We start from the raw sequence: 21,438 nt of genomic DNA, 5'->3' as shown, positions 1-21,438 counted from the left end.
CATCGTCTTGTCTTAACCTCGCCCCGCTTGCGGGGAGGGTCGCCGCGAAGCGGCGGGTGAGGGGGTACAGGTCCCTCGACCATCTCGCGTGTGGAAAGAGGCCCCTCACCCCAACCCTCTCCCCGTAAGAACGGGGAGAGGGTTAAGAGGGGCCGCCGCTTGATCGCGCGTTCCCTTATATCGTTCCGATTCCGCCGATTGCCAGCACGACCGTCCCATCCCCACCGGGTTGTTGATCCGTCCCTTGTATGCTTTAGGACCTTATCCCCGCCGCCGGTCCAGCCCGATGCTGTTCAATTCCTATGCCTTCATCCTGCTGTTCCTGCCGGTCGTGCTCGCCGGCTATTTCCGGCTCGGCCGGCGCAGCAATCTGGCTCCGGTGGTCTGGCTGGCGCTGGCTTCGATCACCTTCTACGCAATCGGCAGCTGGCGGTTCGTCGCCCTTCTGCTGCTCTCGATCGCCTTCAATTACGCCGTCGGCCATCTTCTCATCGCGGCGGAGCTCACGCACCCGCAACGAAAGGCCGCGCTCGCCCTCGGCGTCGCCGGCGATCTCCTCATGCTCGGCATCTTCAAATATGCCGGCTTTGTCGCCGAGAACGTCAACGCGCTGCTCGGCACGCATGTCGCGGTCGACATCCTGCTGCCGGTCGGCATCTCCTTCTACACCTTCACCCAGATCGCGTTCCTGGTCGATGCTTATCGCGGCCGGGTCGCGGCCTATGCGCTGCCGCATTACGCCCTGTTCGTGACTTACTTCCCGCATCTGATCGCCGGGCCCATCCTCCATCACAAGGACATGATCCCACAATTCGAGCACGAGGAGACCAAGCGCCCGGACGGGCATCTCATGTTGTGCGGAATCATCATCTTCGCGATCGGCCTGTTCAAGAAGACCTGCCTTGCCGACGGCATCCAGCCGCTGGTCGCGCTCGCCTTCGAGGCGCGCTCACCGAGCTTCGACCAGGCCTGGCTTGGCGCGCTCGCCTACACCTTCCAGCTCTATTTCGACTTCTCCGGCTATTCCGATATGGCGATCGGCATCTCGCTGATGTTCGGCATCTTCCTGCCCGTCAATTTCAACTCGCCCTACAAGGCCACAAGCATCGTCGAGTTCTGGCGGCGCTGGCACATGACGCTGTCGCAATTCCTGCGCGATTATCTCTACATCCCGCTCGGCGGCAACCGGCGCGGCCGCGTGCTGCGCTACGTCAATCTGATGATCACGATGCTGCTCGGCGGGCTCTGGCACGGTGCGGCCTGGACTTTTGTCATTTGGGGCGCGCTGCACGGCGCGTATCTCTGCTTCAATCATGCCTTCAATGCCTTGATATCGAACGTTCCGCCGCTGTTTGCGCGCCCGGCTCGCATCGCGGGCGCTGCGCTGACGTTCCTCGCTGTCGTGGTCGCCTGGGTGTTCTTCCGCGCTGCGAGCGTGGAATGGGCGTTGCGCGTCCTTCGCGCCATGACCGATCCCGCGAATCTCGTGCTCGGCCGCGAGGAGATTGCAGCCCTGGTGCAGGTCATGGTCTACGCGGCGCTGGTGTGGCTGGCGCCGAACACGCAAGCGCTGATGGGATACGACCACGGCAACCGCAAGGTCGGCGAGGCGCTGCGGGCAGGGCGCACGCGGCCGCTGGTGCTCTATGCGGCCTCGCTGCTGCTCGCCTTCGGCTTTCTGGGCATCCAGAGCCACAGCGAATTCATCTATTTCCGGTTCTGATGCAGGGCGCGTTCACCAGTCTCAGGCGTCTTCTGCTGGCGAGCGCGGCCTGCGTCGCGAGCGCTGCAGCGCTCACTTTCGTCGTCGATCCCCTGCAGCTGTTCCGCCCCTCGCGCCTGGTCCCGGCCTTCTACTCGGAGGACACGCGCGTTCAGAATGCCGGCCTGATCCGCAGCCAGCCGTTCGACACCGCCTTCATGGGCACCTCGCTCGCCATCCATTTCCGGCAGAGCGACATCGATCGCGCGCTCGGCGTCCGCTCGCTGAAGCTTGCCATGACCGGCTCCAATTCGCGCCAGCAGGCGTTCGTGCTGGAGCAGGCGATCGACCGCGGCGCAAGACGCGTGATCTGGGAAATGGACGATTTCATCTTCATCGATGCCGCGGATATCGAGACCGATCCTTATTTGTCCGTCGATCTCTACCGCCGGACGACAAAAGGCATCGCCTCCTATCTGTTCAGCGCGGCGATGGCAAAGGAATCCCTGTTCGCGCTGCTGCGGTCCGTCCCGCTGCTGCGGCAGCCGCTGACCCGGGCGTCGCCCTATCTGCCGGTCAAGTTCGCGCTGGCAGACATCGACGACATCTACGCCCTGCCGCGGGACATCGACATTTCGCGAGACTACAACGCGAAGAAGACGCTCGCCGCCTTTGCCTATATCACCAGCCCGGTACGCAGCCGCTTCCTCGGCGAGGGCTACGGCTATGAGGCCATGCTCCGTCATTTCGAGCGCGATGCTATCGGCCTGATCGCGCGCCACCCCGATGTGACCTTCGACATCTATTTCCCGCCCTATTCGATCCTGCAATTCGTCGCGATGCGCGATGCCTCGCCCGAAACGCTGAAGATCGTCACCGCTCTCACGGCACACATTGCGCGGCGACTGACGCAACTGCCCAACGTCCGCCTGCACGATTTCCGCGCGCTCGCGGCGGTCACGCACGATCTCGACAATTACAGCGACGTCATCCACCATTCGCCGGTGGTGGACGCGATGGTGCTGAGATGGCTTGCGAGCGGAGAATACAGGGTCGATCCGAAAGCGCCGCTGGCGTCACTGGGTGAGTTGAAGGCGCAGGTCGAAGCATATCGCGTGCGGCAGCCGTAGCCATACACTCCGCTGTCGTCCCGGACAAGCGCGCCTCAAGCGCGCGCTGATCCGGGACCCATAACCCCAGGGAGAAGTTGTACCGCGAGCTGGTAACTCCGAGTCTTCGTCAAACCACTCCCTGTGGCTATGGGTCCCGGATCAGCGCTCCGCTCTGACAACGCTGCGCGTTGTCAGGACTACGCTTGTCCGGGACGACAGCGGAGTTTGTGGCTGCTACGCCGCCACCTCTTCCCCGAGATACGACACCGCCGCCTCCAGCCCGCCCTTGCCGTGCGGGATCTTCAGCGCGTTCAGCCCGACCTCGATCACCCCGAGCGTGCCGAGCAGCATCGGCGCGTTGACATGGCCCATATGGGCGATGCGGAAGGCTTGGCCGGAGAGATCGCCGATACCGGTGCCGAGCACGACGCCGCACTTGTCCTTGCAATAGCGTTGCAGCACCGCCGGATCGTGGCCGTTGCTCATCGTCACCGTGGTCACGGTGTTGGAGCGCTCGCTGGCTTCGGCGACGTTGAAGCCGAGCACCTGGCCTTCCGACCAGACCGAGACCGCCCGGCGGGCGGCTTCGCCGAGCAGGCTGTGACGGCGGAAGGCGTTCTCGAGCCCTTCCTCGTGCAGCATGTCAATCGCCTTGCGCAAAGCGAACAACAGATGCACCGGCGCGGTGCCGGCATATTTGCGATAATTCTCGGTGCCCTCGCGCTCGCTCCAGCTCCAATAGGGCGTCGACATGTTGGCCTTCTTGTGCACCTCGAGCGCGCGCGCATTGGCGGCGACGAAGCCGAGGCCGGGCGGCGTCATCAGGCCCTTTTGCGAGCCGGACATCGCGACGTCGATGCCCCATTTGTCCATCTCGAACGGCATGCAGCCGAGCGAGGCGACGGTGTCGACCATGTAGAGTGCGGGATGGCCGCTCGCCTTGATCGCCTTGCCGATCGCCTCGATGTCGTTCTGCACGCCGCTCGCCGTGTCGACCTGGACCACGACGACGGCCTTGATGCTGTGCTCCTTGTCGCGGCGCAGGCGTTCCTCGACCTCGTGCGGCCGCACCGCGCGGCGCCAGTCGCCCTTGAGCACCTCGACCTCCGCGCCCATCAGCGCCGCCGCGTTGCCCCAGCCGATCGCAAACCGTCCGCTCTCCAGCACCAGCACCTTGTCGCCGCGCGACAGCACGTTGCTCAGCGCCGCTTCCCAGGCCCCGTGACCGTTGGCGATGTAGATGTAGGACTTGCCCTTGGTCGCAAACAGCTTCGAGATGTCGCTGAGCAGGCTCTCGGTGAGATCCAGCATCTCCTTGGCGTAGATGTCGATCGCCGGACGGTGCATCGCCCGCAGCACCTCGTCGGGCATCGTGGTGGGCCCGGGGATGGCCAGAAACTCCCGGCCCGCGCGAACGGTCATTGCTGTCGGTCCTTGTTGCTTGAGAACAGGATGGTGGGTTGCTGAGTCTCACTTTTACGCGGCGTTGGAGGCCAAGAAAAGCGCACAAAACGCAGGTCTGGGGCTCTTATCTCTTGGTCTCCCGGCAACCGGCCGCTTCGGCTTCCTCGACCGAGCAGAACCAGCGGGTGCCCTTGCTGATCTTCATCTTGATCTGGGTGTACCAGCGGCTGGTCGGCTGGTGGTAGATGCACTCGCCGGCGCTGTTCACGTTGCCCTTGATGGTGCAGTCCGGCGACGGCGCGACCGGCCCCGAGGCCGAAGCGAGCAGCACCGCGTGCGCGCCGTCCGGCGGCTTGGTCGCGCCGAGGATGGCGGTCTTCTTGTTGCGTTCGCGCCAATCCCACGGCGCGATGAAGGCACCCTGCCACATGCCGGCTTTGGCCTCGCGCGCCGCCGCTTCGTCTGGCTCGTAGTCCTTGGAGATGCGGGTGTAAGCCAGCGCCCAGCCGTTGCGCACCAGCCATTTCTGGATGTCCTCGCCGCCAACCTCGCAGCGCGCCACGGTGCGGCCGCGCCGGTCGACCGATCTCGGGTGGCAGACCCAATTCTTGCCCTCGGCGTATCTGGCGAGCTCGTCGCGGGCCGCGACGCCGCAGGTCCAGCGCTCGGTCTTGGTGTTGAGGCAGAGCTGGTCGATTGCAGGCGCGTCGATGCCGCCGAGCCGGATCCGCGTGGTGCCGATCACCACGGTATCGCCGGTGCGAACCTTTGCCGTGCCGGCGATGTCGGCGGCATCTGCCAGCGAAGGGATGGCAAACAAAGACAGCGCAATCAGGACCTTTCGCAACATGCCCGTCCAGTTGTGATGACAATCTCGATAAGCCGCGCAATTGTGGTCGGCTTTTGGCCGCACGGCCAGCGCATGCCGAACAGACAGGCTTTCAACTTCCCGTCATTGCGGAAGGGCGTTCTTACCCTCCCCTGGAGGGGGAGGGTCGACACGCAGTCGAGCAAAGCGAGATTGCGTGACGGGGTGGGGTGATCTCTCCACTCGGGCACTGTTCGTCGCGGAGGGACCGTCACCCCACCCCGCTCGCGCTGCGCGCGATCGACCCTCCCCCTCCAGGGGAGGGTAAGAGGACTCACCCCCGCGCCATCGCCCGCTTCGCCACCGCCAGGCCCATCAGCACGAAGGCCGAGGTCACCTCGGGCCCACCGACCAGGATCCGCGTCGGTGTCTTCATCTTGTTCCATTCATAGGCGCGGAACGGGCCGCGGCGGCCGCCTTCACCGAGCCCGGCGACGATCACGTTCAGCGCCGGCGTGAAGGCGCGCGGGTCGGCGCCGAGATGGCCGAGCGCGATCAGCGCCAGCGCGGCGTCGAACACGTTCATCTCGGCCGCCACCAGCTCGCCCTTGACGTAGGACAGCACGCGGTGGCGGATGAAATCGAAATCGCCGGCGGGATCGATCGCGGCCTGCGCGGCCAGCGGCAGCGCCAGGAAGGCGGCATAGCAGCGGCCGAAATAGGCGCTGTAGAGCTCCGGCAGATAATAGATGTGCGAGCGCGGATTGGCGAAGGCGCCGCTGGCGGCCAGCCGCTTCTGGAAGCCGATGATCCGATGCACCGTTGCAAGCCGCGACGGCGTCTCCAGCACTTTCCAGCGCTCAAGGTTGCGGAAGCTGACCTCGAGAATGTCGAGATTGAGCGTCGGATCGAGATCGTTGCCGTAAGGGCGCTCGCCGGCCAGATTGTCGATCCAGGTCGCAACCCCGCCCTCATAGTCGATATTGTCGTTGAGCGGCACGGTCACGCGCGGTTCGTTGACGCCGGCGCGCACCTGATAGCCTGCATAGAAGTCCAGCAGCGGCTGGTCGATGATGGCGTCGGTACAGCCGGCCTGCGTCGCCGCGGAGATCGAGCAGGCCGTGGTGTCGCAATCCGGCACGTAGATGCCGAAGCCGAGGTCCTGCTTGATCTGCGCGAAGTAACGGGAGAAGCGTGGATGCGGCGCCGGCGCCAGTGCGGTGATGACGTTGAAGCGCGCGCCGTCGATGCCTTCGACCTCCTCGCGGCTGATGTTGACGCAGAAATCGACCATGTCGGCGATCGCGCGCTCTGCCGCGATCTTGTCGGCTGGCGAGGCGAGCCCGGTCTCGACGAAGCTGAGCAGGGCCTCGATGAAAAACGCGTCGTAATAGGCCGAGCGGTGTCGGATCTGCACCGGCTCCCACATCGGCTCGGCAATACCCTTCCAGGGCGGATTGACCACGGCGCGCGCGGGCGAGCGGGCGATGAAGACGCGGGCGAGGTTGAACAGCAGCGAGGAATTCTTGTAGCCGCGCGCGTTCAGTCCCGTCAGCGCCATGATCAGCTCACGGCCGCGGAAATCTGGATCGCCTATCAGGTTGAAGGCGGCGTAGGTCGGCAGGAAGCCGTTGCGGCGGTACGAGCCGAGCAGATGCTGCGCGCAATCGCGGATCACGCCGTCGACCTGCGCGCTCTGCGGCATGGCGGCGGTGAACGGCACCGGCGGCGGCCTGGGATGGTCGAGCGCGATGCCGTCGACGAGATCGGCGATCGGCTGCCCGACCGCCGCCCAGTCGGGCTCGGCCTCGTCGCGGGCCTGGGTGAGGGCCGCGCGCAGCCGCGTCAGCGCCCCCTCGTCGCGCAGTTCTGGCAGGCCGGCGCGGCGGAGCAGGATCCGTAGTGCGGGATTGCCGAGCGCGGTCTTGTAGAATTTGGCGAGATGCGGATCGCCGCTGGACGTGCCCGACAATACGGGATCGCAGACGTCGTAAAGCGAGGGGCCGTCCTTCCGCGCCGTCAGCGCCCGGCAGGCGGCGCCGGCAAAATAATGAAAGCTCATGAAATACCTGGTCGCGGGGGCCTTGGTCGGGGACGGCCAGCACGCCGGCATCGGCGCGCCACCCCCTGCAAGTCGTTGAAAAGGCTACCCGGATTCGCGGGAAATACAAATGTGATGAACGTCACGGAAAAGCCGGCGCGAGAGCTGCATGGTCGATCCCCGGAAGGCTACGGGGATACCAGCAAAGCAGGAATTGAGCTCGGAGAATTAGCTAACAGGCTCAGTCGCTTAGCTCAAATTTTGGGCAATCTATTGCCCCAGGGCCTATATCGGGTTAAGGGTTTGTTTGGTGCGGCGCCGCAAATTGCGCGCAATTCGGGGGCACTTCCCCGGCCAATCCCTCAAACCTAAAGACGCTATCGCGCTACTCAAACAGTGTGCGCGCGCTTGGCTGGTCTTTGGCACAGGAAACGAAGCGAGATGAATGTAAAGCAGCTCGACCTTTCCAGACGTACGATCGCCCTCGCCGCAGCCCTCATCGGCACGGTGTCGCTGGTGATCGGCGCCCATGCTGCTCTCAACATGCGCGCGATCGATGCCGCCAAGGCCGTCTCGACCGACCAGATCACCGGTTCGATCGGCCAGACCTCGCGCCTCGCGCTCGTCATCGGCAATGGACATTATCCCGACGCCAGCGCGCCGCTGACGCAGTCGATCAACGACGCCCGCGCGCTGTCCTCGTCGCTGCGCAAGAACGGCTTTGACGTCGATATGGTGGAAGACGCGACCAAGGACGACATGGTCCGTGCCGTGAGCCGCCTGAAGTCCCGGATCACGCGCGACAGCGTCGTTATGCTGTTCTTCGGCGGCTACGGCGTGCAGGCCGGCCGCGAGAGCTACATGCTGCCGGTCGATGCCGTGATCTGGAAGGAAAGCGATGTCCGCCGCCATGGCGTCTCCATCGACGGCGTGCTCGACATGATGAAAGAGCAGGGTGCCAAGGCCAAGCTCGTCGTGCTCGATGCCTCCCGCCGCAATCCGTACGAGCGCCGCTTCCGCTCCTACAGCCACGGTCTCGCGCCGATCAGCGCGTCCGACAATGCGCTGATCCTCACCTCCGCCTCGCCCGGCAAGGTCGTCGATGACGGCAAGGGCGAGCACAGCGTGCTGGTCAGCGAGTTCCTCAACAACCTCAGCAAGCCCGGCAGCGCCGAGAGCGTCTTCAACAAGACCCGCCTCGCCATCTCCCGCGCCAGCGAAGGCGACCAAGTCCCGACCGTATCGTCGTCGTTGCTCGAAGACGTCCGTTTCGGCGAAGCCGGCGGTTAGTTTTCTTACCCTCCCCTGGAGGGGGAGGGTCGGCACGCGATCAAGCGAAGCGAGATTGCGTGACGGAGTGGGGTGATCTCTCCACTCGGGCACTGTTCGTCGCGGCGGAGGGACCGTCACCCCACCCCGCTTCGCATTTCGCTTCGCTACATGCGAAGCGACCCTCCCCCTCCAGGTCCCCTCCAGGGGAGGGTGAAGCACCGCTTCTACTTCGCCGCTTCCGCGCTCGCCATCACGGGACGCACCGGATCGCCTTCGCGCAGCAAAGCGCCGGCGCGGGCGACGACAACATCGCCCTCGTTGAGGCCGTCGCGGATCTCGATATTGCCGCCCGACATCAAGCCGACCTCGACACGCTTGGTCTCGACGCGGTTGCGGCGGATCACCTGCACCACCGTGCCGGCGGATGAATATTGCACTGCTGTCAGCGGCACGGCGACGTTGCAGCTCTGCCCGGTCTTGATCAGCGCGCGCCCGCTCGCATTCAGCAGCAGCCGCTTCTGCGAGGAGATGCCGATATAAACCATGCCCTGCTGGATGTTCGGCTCGACGGTCGGGCCGATGCGGCGCACCTTGCCGCTGATGTCGCCGGCGCCTGCGATCCGGACGGTGGCCTGCTGATTGACCGCGAGCTTGCGCACATCGGTGGTGGCGACGAGGCCGACGAGATCGTACTCGCTGCGTGCCACGATCGTGAACAGCGCCTCGCCCTTGGCCGAGGCGAAGTTGCCGATCTGCGCGGTCGAGGTCGCGATCACCCCCGCCACGGGGGCGGTGACCTGAAGCGTGCCGCCCTCGGGCAGCGCCAGCCGCGCCAGCACCTGGCCGGCGGTTGTGGTATCGCCGGCTTCCGCCAGCACATCCGTGACCTTCAGGCCGGGACGCTCCGGCCGCACCGAGGTTTCCTCGCGCGCGATGATCGTGCCGGTGGCCTCGACGATGTCAGAGAAGCAGGATTTCGCGACCTTCAGCACCGTGACCGCCGGCCCCTTGGGCGCGTCGTCATCGGCGGCACCGGCCGGATGGGGGTTGAGGATGAGCAGGCCGGCGACGGCTGCGGGATACAGGCTTCGAACAACGGCGCGGGGCAAATGACGCATCGGAAATTCCACGGGGGCTATGCCTCCAATCGATAGCAGATGGTCGCCGCCCGCACTACGGCCGCGTCGTCCCGAAACAGGACGCCACGCCGCCGCAGGCAGTCGCGGCAAGTCTTTGATGAGTCGCAGGATTGGAAAACAGGTTCGCTCCGAAGAGCTCGCGTCGCGCGCGGCGGGCGTCAGCGGCGCCGATCACCGACCAGCTTGCCGCTTGTCCGCTCGATCAGATGGAACTGCGTGCAGGCCGGACAGGACACCGACACGTGCGTGCGATCGGCCGGCTCGTCGGTAAGCCGATGCTGCACGTTGAGGCCCGTCCGGGGGCATTTGAAGACAATCTGCCGGTCCATGACCGAGATATGGCGCCAAGCCGGGCCTCGCGAAATTACGGATGATTACGTAGGTCGGCGACGGCCCCTCACGGCAGGCTCAGAAACTCGACCCAGTTCGGTTTCTTGCCCGTGGGATAGGATTTCAGCTTGGCCAGCGCGCCGCTGCCCTGGTCGATGGTATAGACCGTCATGCTGTCGGAGAGCTCGCCGACCGCGGCGAGATAGCGGCCGCTGGGATCGACCTGAAAGCCGCGCGGCTGCTTCTCGGTCGGCACGCTGCCGATCGTGGTGAGCTTGCCGCTCGAGCCGTCGACCTTGTAGGCGGTGAGCGTGCTGGTGGTGCGCTCGGAAGCGTAGAGGAAGCGGCCGTCCGGCGTGATGTGGATGTCGGCGCCCCAGGGTTTTCCGGAAAACCCCTCCGGCAGCGCGGTGGTGCGCTGGATCTCGTTCCAGGCGCCGCTCTTGGCCTCATAAGAGAATGCCGCGACGTCGCCGTTCAGCTCGTGGAGGAGATAGACGAACTTGCCGCCGGGGTGAAACACGAAGTGCCGCGGCCCCGATTTCTCCGGCACCTTGTGCGCCGGCGGATCGTTCGGCGTCAGGGTGCCGGTCGTGGCCTCGAATGCGAAGGCCAGCACCTGATCGGAGCCGAGATTGGTGGCGAACGCGAAGCGGTTGTCGGGCGAGGGCAGGAAGGCGTGGGCGTTCAGCCCGGTCGGGATCACCTGCTTGGGCTCGCCGGCGACGCCGGTGCCAAGCAGCGGATTCAGCGCGACCTTGTTGCCGCCATAGGAGGCGCTGAACAGGTACTTGCCGCTGCGGTCGATGGCGATATGGGCCATGCTGTCCGCGAGCGGTCCGTTGCCGAGATGGCCGAGCTGGCCCGTCTTGGGATCGATCGCAAAGCTCACCGCAAGATAGGGCTGCGAGCGGATGCCGGCAATCAGCACGCGGTGGTCGGGCGTGATCGCGAGCGGTGTCGAGGAGCCCGGCTTTTCGATGCCCTTGAAGGCGGCCGTCTGCACGAGCGTCATCTCGCCGCTCTCGCTCATCTTGAACACGCTGATGTCGTTGCTGTCGGCGTTGCCGACATAGGCGAAGGTTTCGGCCATGCCGGCACGGACTCCAGAAACGAGGGTGACAGAAGCGAACAGGGCAGCGGCGATCGCAGCGCGTGGCGCGCGCGATGCGATGCGTCGGATCGGTCTCGACATGGGTCTCAACTTGGGCTCCTCCTGAAAGCCGGCTCGCGGCATTATCGTTTTGCCGCCAGGATAGCGGGCGGAGCGCCGCCGCACCAAAATCCAATCGGGATCGATCGATGCCGAAATCGCATCGGTCGCGGGATGACAGGTCAGCGCACCGCCGCGGTTCGGGAGGGCAGATGCAACCCGGGCGGCTGGTCCGGCGGCCCGAGCACGGTCCACACGGTGATCGCGACCAGGGCAGAGGTCATGAAGGTCCAGAGGATGAGTCGTTTTCGCATCAGGCCAATCCATCGGTGCAAGCCGCGAGGCCAAGGGCCGCGTCAGCGATCCTGCACCGCAAAGAGCGGCGGTTCTATGAGGCCGTTCACAGGGCGAAAACGGCCGATGCTGTCGCGAACCAATGCCCTGCGAACGCATTGAACCGGCATGTCCCGCGCAAACGACCTCGAAGGCAAGCCCGACATGGGCGGCAAGCATGGCGGTCAAGCCGGCCAGCCCAAGCTTCCGCCGCGCCCGTACGAGGGCGAGCGCGACACGGACGTCGTGGCAAAGCGCCACACCGGCCAAACCGATCGGGCGGCGCCGCCGACCAAACCAAAATAGTACCTTGCCGCCGCCCTCGCGGCAGGCCTCGCGCCGGGAACGGCGGCATCCTCTGCCGTTAGCTCGGGACGTGAGAGAGGGACAGGGAGGCTGGCTCGTGTTTTGGATCTATTGGAACACCGCTTGGTCGCTGATCATCAGCGGCATCATGGTCGCCACCATCGTCAGCCACCCCGACGCCGAATTCGCCGAAGTGCGGGCGGCCCGACAATCGATGTGAGCTCTTCGGCCTTGCCGAGCTTGTTCCGGATCACGTCATGCTGCCAGGCATGAAGCAGCGGATCTTGGGACGGCCGTTGACGTAGTAAGGCCAGACCATGGTGCGCTCGGCGCGGTTGGGCTCGGTGATCACAGTGTCGTCGGGCACCTCGACCCAGTTGCCGAGGAGCCGCACCCGGTAATGTCCGTCCCGCGTCTCCCAGTCGACGTCGTCGAGCGCGGTGCCGTCGGCGTCGGCACAACAGGGACCGCCACCCTTGCTTTGCAGGCTCTCGAACCAGCCCTTGAGCGGGGAGTTCGCGTAGCGCCCGTCGTCGCGGGCCTCCGCGGCGAGCCCGATCAGGGCCGCAACCGCGACGAGAGGGATCGTTCTGAACGCCGGGATCGCCATGTCACCTCGCTTCGTTGCACGCACGCGCGCGCCACAGCGCCGGCGATGAGCCGCCCGCGGTGCGCGTGATGCAATGTCGACCAGGGCCCGTCGGCCGGAGTTTCCCGACCGTCTCAGCGAGGCGATAACCGCACGGCGCGAGGTTTGATCCTATCTTTCCCGCCGGGGGCAGGCCCGACCGTCGAAGCGCCGTGTCGCGGGCGCTTCTCAACGAGCGGTTGGCGGGCCTCGGAACGCTCGGGGCTTCCAAGCGTTCAATCCCATCGCGTAGGCGCCCGCCTGCGGCACGTCGGGGCTAAGTATGTCGAATGTCGAGGAATTTCCGCTTTCTGCCCGCAAGCTGACCGAATTCGAGGCCCTGGTGGCGGCGGCTCCGGGTGCGCTCGAGGCCATTCCGGGCGCGGTCTATGTCTGCGATAGCGAAGGCTGGATCGTGACCTACAACCGCGAAGCCGCGGAGGTGTGGGGCAGAACTCCTGAGCTTGGCTCCGTCGAGAAGTTCTGCGGGTCGCACTATCTCTACAACATGGACGGTACCCACCTTCCGCATTCCGATTGCCCGATGGCCACGGCGATCCGGCTCGGGCTCCCCACGCGCAACACGGAGGTCATGATCGAACGACCCGACGGCTCGCGGATCACCGCGCTCGTGAACATCCGCCCGCTGCGGGATCACGCCGGCCGCATCCAGGGCGCAATCAACTGCTTTCAGGACGTTTCAGATCGCAAGAAGATCGAACAAGAGGTTCACGCAAAGACCAAGGATCTCGAGGACTTCTTCGAGAACAGCGCGGTGGGGCTCCACATCGTGGGCGGCGATGGCATCATTCGCCGCGCCAATCAGGCGGAGCTCGATCTGCTGGGCTACAGCGCCGAAGAATATATCGGCCATCACGTGGCCGAATTTCACGCAGACGCCCCCGTCATCGGCGACATTCTTCACCGGCTGTCCTGTGGCGAAAGGCTGGACCGCTATCCCGCCCGCCTGCGCGCGAAGGACGGTTCGATCAAGCACGTGCTGATCACCTCCAACAGTCGTGTCGAGGACGGTAAGTTCGTCAGCACCCGCTGCTTTACCACTGACGTCACCGAGCTGCGCGTGGCCGAGCTGGCGCGTGAGGCGAGCGAGACTCGCCTCGCTGCAACCTACCAAGCCGCCAAGGTCGGCATCGCCGAGGCCGATGAGCATGGGCGGCTGCTCCGGGTCAACGATTACCTGAGCGAGATCACCGGGCGATCCCGTGAAGAGCTGCTGGCGATGAGCTTTTCCGACTACACTCATCCCGACGATTGCGCCGCGGATCTTGCCCTCTATGAGCAGCAGGTGCGGGGCGAGATTCCGAGCTACTCCTACTACAAGCGCGCCCTGCGCCCCGACGGCAGCGTGCGCTATCTCGAGATTTTCAGCTCCTCAGTCAGGGACAGCGCGGGACGCTTCCGTTACGGGGTTCGTGTCAGTCACGACGTCACCGAAGCCAAGCGATTGCAGGATCGAATCCGCGAGAGCGAGCAGCATATGCGCGATCTGCTCGAGGCACTGCCCGCAGCGGTCTACACCACCGACGCAAACGGTCGCATCACCTTCTACAACAAGACCGCCGTCGAGATGGCCGGGCGGACGCCGTTGCCCGGCGACGAATGGTGCGTGACCTGGAGGCTGTATTGGCCCGACGGCACGCCTCTGCCGCACGACCAATGTCCGATGGCGATCGCGCTGCGGGAAGGGCGGCCCGTGCGCGGCATGGAGGCTGTCGCGGAGCGCCCGGACGGCACGCGCGTGCCGTTCATTCCCTATCCGACGCCGCTCTTCGATTCCGAAGGCAGCATGATCGGTGCGGTCAACATGCTGGTCGACATCACCGAACGCAAGCGAGCGGAAGCGGCGCAGACGCTCCTGATTGACGAACTCAATCACCGCGTCAAGAATACCTTGGCCACGGTACAATCGCTCGCCAGCCAGACCGCGCGCCATACTGACAGCCTGGACGATTTCAAGCGAATCTTCGTAGGACGGTTGCTGGCGCTCTCCCGTGCGCATGATCTCTTGACCGAGCGCAAATGGCAGGACGCTCCGCTCCAGCGGCTCGTCGAGGACATCACGGCAGCGGTGGCAGAGGATGGCCGGATCACGATGGAAGGTCCGACCGTCGCGCTCAATGCGCGCTCGGCGCTCAGTTTCACAATGGTTCTCAACGAGCTCCTGACCAATGCGACCAAGTACGGTGCCTTGTCAGCGCCGGATGGGACGCTCTCGATGCGATGGAGCCTGCGGAATGCCGGGCACGGCACCATTCTCGATTACGAATGGGTGGAATCCGGCGGGCCGAAAGTCACGCCGCCGATGCGCCGTGGCTTCGGCACGCGGCTGATGGAGCGCTGTGTCGAGGCGGATCTCGGCGGCGAGTTCGATCTCGCCTTCGAACCCGGCGGCGTGCGCTGCCGCATGTCGATGCCGGTCACTGGCACCGTCGGATCGAATTGAACATGCTCCGGGCCTAGCTTGCACGGCGCAAGCGGTTGCCTCCCGGAGGGGGCGACTGGCATGGGCATGATGCAGCCGCCGGCCGCGTTCGCTTCGCTTGCACCGCCAGCAGCCCGGGTGTCGCGCTACCTGTGGTCCGAGCAACAGGCGCGCGGCTGCTGCTGGATAACGCGGCGAGGTGTGGCTAAGTTGTTGGCCTGTTCAGGAAACGGACCGAGAGGACGTTTCTATCGTCGAGCGTTTTTGTTGGAGCTCATTTGCGAGCGCGATGGCTTCTTTCACGTCCGGCGTGAAGAGCCCTTCACGGAGCCTGCCGACGACAGGCACAAGCAGCTCGGCCGCCTGCTCATGCTTGTCGGAATCTCGCCAGAGGCGGGCCAGGCTGACGGCTGTCCGCAGCTCCCACGAGCGGGCACTCTGTCCGCGCGCGACCTCCAGCGACTGCACGAACAATTCCTCAGACTCGGCCGCTGGTCCGGCATGGGCCCGGATGGACTCCCCTTGCAGGCGGTAGATCTCCGCCAGATAGAAGTGATCGCCCGTCCTCTTCGCGACCGCCAAGGCACCATCGAGCGCGCGCAAGGCCGCTTCCGACAGACCGGCCCTCGCATAGCCTTGCGCGAGGAGGCATCTGAACCAGCAACTGGCGAGCCAGGAATCCTGCGCCTCATAACCCTCGACGCCCGCGCGCATCTCGCTCAGACCTGCATCCATGTCCCCGAGCTCAGTCAGCGCCCATCCATGCAGAATGGCCGCCTGTTGCTTCCAATGCAAAAAGCCGTGTTGCGATGAAATGGTCATCGCGCGGCTGGCATAATCTCTGGTGCCCGGGACGTCGCGCAGATGCTGACAAAGGTATGCGCCAAACACCTGCGCGAATGCCAGCGTAAAAGGATGGCGCATTTGCTCGGCATCGGAAATCGCCTGCTCGCTGTGCTGCCGCGCGGTGTCGGGCTGCCCCAGGAACCATAGCAGGTATCCGAGGTACGACGTCGACATGACACCTGGATTGAGGAGCCTTTCCGCCGAACCGCGATGCAGAGCCGGATCATCGAGTTGGATGGAGCGACGAAGATGATGTTGCGCCGCTAGAAATCGTCCGCGGTAAAGCATGGTCGCCGCGGTCGACCTATGGGCTTCCACGAGGTACAGGGTCTGCTTCGACAGCAACGCGCTCGGACGTTCTTGTCTGGCGAATTTCAGGAGTGCGGCACTCAGACCGTGCGCCTTGGTCAGGTCAGCCCGAATGAAGTGGTGCATCCAAAGCCCTCTTATCGCCGCTAGCACCTTGTCTTCATCATTGAGCTGCCGTCCGAGCTCGAGGCCTCGGGCAAAATTGTCTTCCACCTCCTGTGTGCCGTAACCTTTGGCAGCGATCAGCGCGTTACCCAGTGCAATGCGAAGCTCCAGCTCCATTCTATCGCGGTCGGGCATCTCGGGACTGCCCAGGACGACCGCCAGTCCGCGGCGCAGATGGCCGATCGCTTCCAGGTAGGCTCCCAACCTTGCGGCGTGCCTGCCGGCTTTGATCCAGGAATCTGCCGCCGGCTGGCTTTGGTCGGATTCGGTCAGATGATAGGCGAGAAGCTCCGGCTCGCGCTCGGTCTTTTCCGGATAGTTCTGAGTCAGCACCGACGCGATCCGCGCGTGGAGCCGCCTCCTTTCGCTGCGCAACAGGCTCGCATGCGCTGCATCCTGGATCATCACGTGCTTGAACGAGTAGAGCGCATCCGGCGGATGGCCCAGCTGGACGATCAACCCTGCCTCCTCCAGGCGATCGAGCGCCGCCTCGATCTGGTCGGCTGGTACGGAGGCGACTGCGTTCAGCATCTCGTAGGAGAACTGCCGGCCGATGGTGGCACCGATCTGTGCGATCCTCTTGAGCGGGCCCAGCCGATCCAGGCGCGCCATCAGCGAATCCATCAGCGTTGCCGGGATTGCCAGCTGTCGCCACGAACCGGAGAGCACATAGTTTCCGCGTTCCTCGGTCAGAAGGTCGCTTTCGAGAACGGCTTTGGTCAGCTCCTCGACGAACAGCGGCACGCCGTCGGTCTTGACGATGATGTCCTCGACGACTTCCTTCGGCATTTTACGGCTGCCGGCAACCCGCTCGACCAAGGTCGTCCGCTGCTGCCGGCTCAGCCTGTTCAGCACCAGCGTCGTGATGTGAGAGTGAGCGCTCCAGCTCGGCTTGAATTCGGAACGGCAGGTGATGACGACGAGAATGGGCGTGTTCTGCACCCGCTCCACCAGCAGATCGATGACCTCCCGGGATGTCGGATCAATCCAATGGGCGTCCTCGAAGGCGATCACCAGCGGCTGATCGCGCGCCAGGCCGAGGAGATGATTGATGAGGGCGGAGACGATGGCGTCCTTTTGCTGCTGCGGCGACAGATCGAACGGAGGATAGCGAGCTCCGGTCGGAATCGACAGCAGTGCCGCAAAGAGCGGCGTCACCTGCTCGATATCGCCATGCGCGGCCGCAACGGTCCGCTCAAGACTCGCCAGAGACGAGGCCGAAGCCTCGTCGCGGTCGAGGCCGAGGGCAAATTTGAGCTGCTCGATGAAGGGATGGAACGCCGTCGAACTGTAGTAGGGCGAACACTGGAACGAGACATGCCCGTGCCGATCGCCCGCAATCCGCACGAAGATTTCCTGGACGATGCGCGACTTGCCAATGCCCGGCTCCCCGAACAGCACCACGACCTGGCCGTCGCCCGCCTTTGCCTGTTCCCAGCGGTCGAGCAGAACCGAGATCTCATCGTCGCGATTGACGAGTGGCGTCAGCCGGGAGCCGATGGCCGCGGCAAAGCGGGTCTCCACGCGCGACGGCCGAACCACATGCCACGCCTGTGTTCTCCCGGCTATGCCCTTGAGTGCATGGACCCCGAGATTGCGATAGTCGAACTTTCCCTTCAACAGCGACTGCGTCGACGACGAGATGACAACTCCGTTCGGCGGCGCCAGGCCCTGCAATCGCGCCGCCAGATTCACGGTCTCGCCGACCGCGGAATCGCGCTCCTCGGTGCCCTGGCCGACCAAGTCGCCCACGACCACGAGTCCCGTCGCGATGCCGATCCGGACGGCGGGCGCGTGGCTAAGCGCACCCAGCGGCTCGATCGCAGGCGTGGTCGACAATGTCCGCACGATCTCGAGACCAGCCCGCACCGCTCGCTCGGCATCGTCCTCATGCGCTTTCGGGTAGCCGAAATAGACCAGGATGCCGTCGCCGACGAAGCGGGCGGCAAATCCTTCATAATGTTTGACCACGCGCACGCAAGTTTCGCGAAAGCTCGCGATCATGTCGCGCAGGTCCTCGGGATCGAACTGCGCGGAGAGCGCGGTGGAATCGACCATGTCGCAGAACATCGTGGTGAGTTGGCGACGTTCCGCAACGATTGCCGTACCGGGCAATGTGTGGCCCGTCGCTGGCGCGCCCATTCCGGAAAGGGACGCTATTGCACGCTGAAGCCGCTTGCGGTCTCCGAGCGGCAGTCCAATCTGTGCCAGATCCGACTCGGTCAGGTGGGACAGGACGTCGAGCTCGATGCGGCGGCGGATGAAGAGGTCCGTGTATTGGCTGAGCCCAACGCTTTCAAGCCAGTGTCTCAGACGCTCAGTCCCCGCCCTCGACTCATCATTCGGCATGCAGAAATCCCTGGTTCAAATTGCGCTAAGCGGTTCAGAAATGCCTGTGGTTTGCGCTTGGATGGGGACTCGATGCGACTCTTCGTTACGGCGGCCAATGGAGGCAAATCATCGGCATTTGGAGCGTTTCTTGCCCGCGTCCCGAAAATGAGGCGGATCGGCGGCTCACCACTTCGACGAGCCAAGTGCGCAGAATTCAATGAATTGATAGCTGTCAGTCGCTGATTGTCAAATCGCCGCACGACCTCGAACCAAACACTCAGCGACGCCGCTTTCCTCGAAGCGGACATCCGGGCCAGACGTGGCGTCGCCCGCTAGGCCGCGACCGCCTGCGCCGCCAGCAGCTGCTTCAGCTTCGCCGCCGGCACCGCCGGGCTGAACAGCCAGCCCTGCATCTGGCTGCAGCCGAGCTGGCGCAGCACCTCGCGCTGGGCTTCGGTCTCGACGCCTTCGGCCGTCGTCGCCATGTGGCGCGCGGCGGCCATGTGCACCACGGCCTGCACGATCGGCGAGGAATCCTCGGGCTCGCCGATGTCGCTGATGAAGCTGCGATCGATCTTGATCTTGTCGAACGGGAAGCGGTGCAGATAGCTCAGCGAGGAATAGCCGGTGCCGAAATCGTCGAGCGCGATGCGCACGCCGAGCTCGCGCAGCTGCTGCAGGATCGCCAGTGCTTCCTCGTCGTCGCGGATCAGCACCGTCTCGGTGATCTCGAGCTCGAGCCGCCCCGGCGTGAGCCCGGACTCCGCCAGCGCGGCGGCGACCTTGAGCGCCAGCGTGCGCGAGCGGAACTGGACCGGCGATACGTTGACCGCGATGTGAATCCGTCCCGGCCACGAGGCGGCCTCAACGCAGGCCTGCTTCAGCACCCATTCGCCGATCTCGCCGATCAGGCCGGTGTCTTCGGCGACCGGGATGAACTCCGCCGGCGAAACCATGCCGCGCTCGGGATGGCGCCAGCGCAGCAACGCCTCGCAGCCGGTGACGACATTGGCGGTGAGATCGACCAGCGGCTGGTAGTGCACCTCGAACTCGCCGCGCGCGAGCGCCTGGCGCAGATCGAGCTCGAGCTGGCGGCGCTGGCGCACCTTGGCATCGTATTCGGGGACGAAGAGACGGAAGGTGCGGCGGCCGTCCGACTTCGCCGCATACATCGCCAGATCGGCGCGCTTGAACAGATCGTCGAGATTGTCGCCATGGTCGGGCGCGATCGCGATGCCGATGCTCACATCGGTCGGAACCTCGTGCCCCCTGCAATCCACCGGTGCGTGCAACGCTTTGAGGATGGTTTCCGCAAGCGCCGTCAGTTCGGCCGGATCGGAGGTGCCGGCCTTGACGATGGCGAATTCGTCGCCGCCCAGCCGCGCGACCATGTCGTTGCCGCTGACGCAGGCGCGCAGGCGGTTCGCCACTTGGCGCAGCAATTCGTCGCCGACCTCGTGTCCGAGCGAATCGTTGACGCCCTTGAACTCGTCGACGTCGATATAGAGGATCGCGAACGGCTTGCCCTGGGCGAGCTCGGCGACGCGGCGTTCCAGATGCCCGCGCAGCAGCACGCGGTTGGGCAGATCAGTGAGCGCGTCGTAATGCGCCAGATGGGCGATGCGCTCGTCGGCGCGGATGCGCTCGGTGACGTCGTCATGGGTGGCGAGCCAGCCGCCGGCAGCGGCCGGCTGGTTCTTGATCTCGATCAGGCGGCCGTCGGCGGTTTCGACGATCGCGCTCTTGGTGCGGTCGACATTGCTCAGGATGTCGTCGCAATAGGCCTCGACGTCGCCCTCGAACGAGCCGGTGTCCCGGCGGTGCCGGATCACGTCGCGGAAGTGGGCGCCGGGCTTCACCACAGCGGTCGAGAGCCCGTACATGTCGATGTAGCGGCGGTTGCAGACGATCAGCCGCTCGTCCTGATCGAACATCAACAGGCCCTGCGTCATCGTGTTCATCGCGGTGTCGAGCCGCTGCTTCTCGAGCGACAGGCGGTGCGTCACCTGGCGGAAGATCAGAAACAGCGTGAGCACCAACAGGCCGATCGACAGTGCGGCAATGGTGACGAAGAATTTCGTCTGCGTTCGCCAAGTCGCCAGCGTCGCATCAAGCGACTTGGTCGCGACCACGACCAGCGGCTCGCCGGTGAGCAGGCGCGAGGCGACGATGCGGTCCTTGCCGTCGATAGGGCTTGCGAGCTGGGTGGTAACAAAGGTGCGCTCGAACACCGCTATCTGCTCGGGCGTGCCGTTGCGGAAGTTCTGCCCGATCATCGCCTCGACATGCGGAATGCGCGCAAGCAGCTGGCCGTTCTGGTGGTGCATCGCGATCGAGGAATCCTCGCCGAGCCCGGTCGAGGCGAAGAAGGATTCGAGCTGCTCGGGCGTGATCGCGCGCGAAACCAGCCCGAGGAACTCGCCGTGCGGGCCGGAGACGCGCCGCGCGAACACGATCGCCGGTCCGTTGCCGAGCCGGCCGGGCACGACCTCCACTTCCTCTTGCGCGGCCGGATCGTCCTTGAGACGGTTGAAATAGCCGCGATCGGCGATCGAGATATCGGCGACCGGCCATTGCCGCGACGAGTTGATCAGCACGCCCCTGGAATCGAACACATTGGCACCGGCGACGTCGGACCAGCCGCTGGCTTTCGCGCGCAGCACCTCGTGCACGGCGAGCGTGCCCATCTCGCTGCGGAAGATTTCGGCGGACTCGATGCCGTGGCTCTCGAGCTCGGCGATGATGCTCTTCTGCAGCACCGCAAAGTCCTCGAACTGACGGTCGAAATGCCGGGCGAGCATGCGGACGGCGTTTTCCAGGCTGTCGCGGCCGCTCTCGATGGCGTTTTGCCGGAAGCGGTCGACGGTGAGCGCGGTGCCAATGGCGGTCGCCAGCATCAGCACGAAGCCGCCGACGATCAGCCACGTCAGCGGCGCCCCGCGCCAACGGCGGAACAACGCGCGTGTTCGCGCGGTCCATCGGATCGATGCGCCCATCCAGCCCTCCCGTGGGATGCAAGATGCAGCAAAACCGACAAGAGCCCGTTACCATTGACAGTTACGAAAATATGAATCGGAACGGAATCAGAGGGTTGGTTCCATCGCGCGGAAAACCGC

16 protein-coding genes are annotated in these 21,438 nt (G+C 64.8%); 6 read left to right on the top strand and 10 right to left on the bottom strand.

Annotation, left to right across the window (positions count from 1 at the left end):
- Positions 1–286 precede the first annotated feature (286 nt).
- Together HZZ16_RS32425 and HZZ16_RS32420 are read left to right on the top strand one after the other, a co-directional pair.
- Positions 287–1,723 carry an MBOAT family O-acyltransferase gene (locus HZZ16_RS32425; RefSeq protein ID WP_197954280.1) on the top strand — a complete coding sequence of 479 codons (1,437 nt, stop codon included), beginning with the start codon at positions 287–289 and terminating at the stop codon, positions 1,721–1,723.
- Positions 1,723–2,832 carry a hypothetical protein gene (locus HZZ16_RS32420; protein ID WP_197954278.1) on the top strand — a complete coding sequence of 370 codons (1,110 nt, stop codon included), beginning with the start codon at positions 1,723–1,725 and terminating at the stop codon, positions 2,830–2,832. The genes HZZ16_RS32425 and HZZ16_RS32420 overlap by 1 nt, the downstream gene beginning before the upstream one ends.
- Before the next feature lie 216 nt (positions 2,833–3,048).
- Here HZZ16_RS32420 and HZZ16_RS32415 read toward each other — a convergent pair whose 3' ends face one another.
- The 3 genes from HZZ16_RS32415 to HZZ16_RS32405 all read right to left on the bottom strand — a co-directional run bounded on the left by HZZ16_RS32415 (position 3,049) and on the right by HZZ16_RS32405 (position 7,088).
- Positions 3,049–4,236, bottom strand: coding sequence for a pyridoxal-phosphate-dependent aminotransferase family protein (locus HZZ16_RS32415; protein ID WP_197954277.1), 1,188 nt, complete (start codon positions 4,234–4,236; stop codon positions 3,049–3,051).
- A gap of 106 nt (positions 4,237–4,342) precedes the next feature.
- Positions 4,343–5,068, bottom strand: a complete 726-nt coding sequence (locus tag HZZ16_RS32410; protein ID WP_197954275.1) for a thermonuclease family protein — start codon at positions 5,066–5,068, stop codon at positions 4,343–4,345.
- A 292-nt stretch (positions 5,069–5,360) separates the two neighbouring features.
- Positions 5,361–7,088, bottom strand: a complete 1,728-nt coding sequence (locus HZZ16_RS32405) for a hypothetical protein (protein ID WP_197954273.1) — start codon at positions 7,086–7,088, stop codon at positions 5,361–5,363.
- Between the two features lie 420 nt (positions 7,089–7,508).
- Between HZZ16_RS32405 and HZZ16_RS32400 the strand changes: the two genes are divergently transcribed.
- Positions 7,509–8,357 carry a caspase family protein gene (locus tag HZZ16_RS32400; protein ID WP_197954271.1) on the top strand — a complete coding sequence of 283 codons (849 nt, stop codon included), beginning with the start codon at positions 7,509–7,511 and terminating at the stop codon, positions 8,355–8,357.
- Between the two features lie 206 nt (positions 8,358–8,563).
- Here the strand turns inward: HZZ16_RS32400 and HZZ16_RS32395 are convergent, their stop codons facing one another.
- The 4 genes from HZZ16_RS32395 to HZZ16_RS38015 all read right to left on the bottom strand — a co-directional run bounded on the left by HZZ16_RS32395 (position 8,564) and on the right by HZZ16_RS38015 (position 11,275).
- Positions 8,564–9,457: an efflux RND transporter periplasmic adaptor subunit gene (locus tag HZZ16_RS32395; RefSeq protein ID WP_197954269.1), complete on the bottom strand. Its 894-nt coding sequence runs from the start codon at positions 9,455–9,457 to the stop codon at positions 8,564–8,566.
- Positions 9,458–9,636: 179 nt separating this feature from the next.
- Positions 9,637–9,807 (bottom strand): hypothetical protein, encoded by a 171-nt coding sequence (locus HZZ16_RS32390; protein WP_197954267.1) that lies wholly within the window; start codon positions 9,805–9,807, stop codon positions 9,637–9,639.
- Positions 9,808–9,875: 68 nt separating this feature from the next.
- The gene (locus tag HZZ16_RS32385; protein WP_197954266.1) at positions 9,876–11,003 is read right to left on the bottom strand and encodes a lactonase family protein; all 1,128 of its coding nucleotides are present in this window, start codon (positions 11,001–11,003) and stop codon (positions 9,876–9,878) included.
- A gap of 140 nt (positions 11,004–11,143) precedes the next feature.
- The gene (locus HZZ16_RS38015) at positions 11,144–11,275 is read right to left on the bottom strand and encodes a hypothetical protein (protein WP_283815888.1); all 132 of its coding nucleotides are present in this window, start codon (positions 11,273–11,275) and stop codon (positions 11,144–11,146) included.
- A gap of 148 nt (positions 11,276–11,423) precedes the next feature.
- On the opposite strand from HZZ16_RS38015, the gene HZZ16_RS32380 reads away from it, so the two are divergent.
- Together HZZ16_RS32380 and HZZ16_RS38010 are read left to right on the top strand one after the other, a co-directional pair.
- Positions 11,424–11,600 (top strand): hypothetical protein, encoded by a 177-nt coding sequence (locus HZZ16_RS32380; protein WP_197954307.1) that lies wholly within the window; start codon positions 11,424–11,426, stop codon positions 11,598–11,600.
- Between the two features lie 97 nt (positions 11,601–11,697).
- Entirely contained in the window at positions 11,698–11,820 is a 123-nt protein-coding gene (locus HZZ16_RS38010; protein WP_283815889.1) for a hypothetical protein, read from the top strand.
- A gap of 30 nt (positions 11,821–11,850) precedes the next feature.
- On the opposite strand, the gene HZZ16_RS32375 is transcribed toward HZZ16_RS38010, so the two are convergent.
- Entirely contained in the window at positions 11,851–12,210 is a 360-nt protein-coding gene (locus tag HZZ16_RS32375; protein WP_197954265.1) for a hypothetical protein, read from the bottom strand.
- A gap of 301 nt (positions 12,211–12,511) precedes the next feature.
- On the opposite strand from HZZ16_RS32375, the gene HZZ16_RS32370 reads away from it, so the two are divergent.
- Positions 12,512–14,692 carry a PAS domain-containing sensor histidine kinase gene (locus HZZ16_RS32370; RefSeq protein WP_197954264.1) on the top strand — a complete coding sequence of 727 codons (2,181 nt, stop codon included), beginning with the start codon at positions 12,512–12,514 and terminating at the stop codon, positions 14,690–14,692.
- Positions 14,693–14,893: 201 nt separating this feature from the next.
- On the opposite strand, the gene HZZ16_RS32365 is transcribed toward HZZ16_RS32370, so the two are convergent.
- The gene (locus HZZ16_RS32365) at positions 14,894–18,340 is read right to left on the bottom strand and encodes an ATP-binding protein (RefSeq protein WP_197954263.1); all 3,447 of its coding nucleotides are present in this window, start codon (positions 18,338–18,340) and stop codon (positions 14,894–14,896) included.
- A 314-nt stretch (positions 18,341–18,654) separates the two neighbouring features.
- A complete protein-coding gene (locus tag HZZ16_RS32360; protein ID WP_197954262.1) occupies positions 18,655–21,318 on the bottom strand; it encodes a bifunctional diguanylate cyclase/phosphodiesterase in 2,664 nt (887 codons plus the stop codon).
- Positions 21,319–21,438: the final 120 nt, after the last annotated feature.

The organism is Bradyrhizobium glycinis (assembly GCF_016031655.1).
Taxonomy (GTDB): domain Bacteria; phylum Pseudomonadota; class Alphaproteobacteria; order Rhizobiales; family Xanthobacteraceae; genus Bradyrhizobium; species Bradyrhizobium glycinis.
This window is presented reverse-complemented; position numbering and strand designations above follow the sequence as displayed.